The organism is Anaerosporomusa subterranea (assembly GCF_001611555.1).
GTDB classification, from domain to species: Bacteria; Bacillota; Negativicutes; order Sporomusales; family Acetonemataceae; genus Anaerosporomusa; species Anaerosporomusa subterranea.
On sequence record NZ_LSGP01000022.1, the window covers coordinates 1 to 1061 of the forward strand.

General features: G+C 53.6%; 1 protein-coding gene. It reads right to left on the reverse strand.

The window, feature by feature from the left end; translation table 11 throughout:
• Positions 1 to 1061 (reverse strand): GntP family permease (locus AXX12_RS19620; protein WP_066243975.1); only part of this gene is annotated, 1061 nt, incomplete at both ends.

Below are 1061 nucleotides of genomic sequence, written 5' to 3' on the forward strand. Positions count from 1 at the left end.
GAGCCATTATGCGGCAGGGAGTCCAGACCGTAACAGGCCATAGCAGAGACACGATGGATGACATCCGGAGCTATGCCCATCTCCAGATAACGCTTGGCAAAGGTCTCCAGGGCAATGGCTAGGCCGCCGGAAGCGGAGCCGGTAATGCCAGCAATGAGGTTGGTGGCAATGACGAGCTGTACGATGGGAGAGCCGGGGATAGAATCCAGCATTTTAACGACAAAGGTATAGCCCGGTACTATCGCGACTACACTGCCGAAGCCGACCACTGCACATACGCCCAGGAGGGTTCTGCCGCCGGACATGGCACCTTCGCCCAACGATTTACCCATATCCTGAATCTTATCATAGTACAGGATGATATTGGCAATGATTCCAATAAGCAAGGCTACCTCGGGGGCCATGTTAAAGGCGTTCAGGGCGATCAGCAGAATAATCGAGGGAGAAAGAGCCTTACAGAATTGGCCCCAGGTGATGCTTTCGCCTTCTTTAATGTCAATATCTCCTTTGAAGTCCCTGGCTATGACCGTGCCGGTAGGCAGGAAGCGTTCTTGTTCCCTTTCCGCCTTCCTGGCGACGTAGTATACGTATATGATGCAAAAGATGGCGGAGACGGCGGCGGAGGCCAGAGCCAGCATGGGAGCCGCTTTGGCGGTGGTGCCCAGGTATTTGATGGGAATCAGGTTCTGGATAGCCGGAGAGCCGGGGATCATGGTGGAAGTGAATACCTGAGAACCGATGGTGATGCCTAACAGGGAGGTATGCCACGGGATATCCTGAGCCTCAAACAGAGGTTTCATAATGCCAACCATGGTAAAGATGACCACGAAGGAACTCACGCCGCCTAAACAGAGTACGGTGGTGATGAGGGCAATGAGCATGACGGTTAAAGAGGTGCGGGCTGCCTGGGTTTTGACATTGATCTTACCGAGCATGGTGGCCAGCTTCAGCGCAATGGTCTTGCCTGTGCCGGTGTCGCTGGTGAGCCGGCCAAATATGGCGCCAAGAGCAAACATCAGAAAATAGTTTTTTGCGTAATTGCCAAAACCGGCGGAATAGGT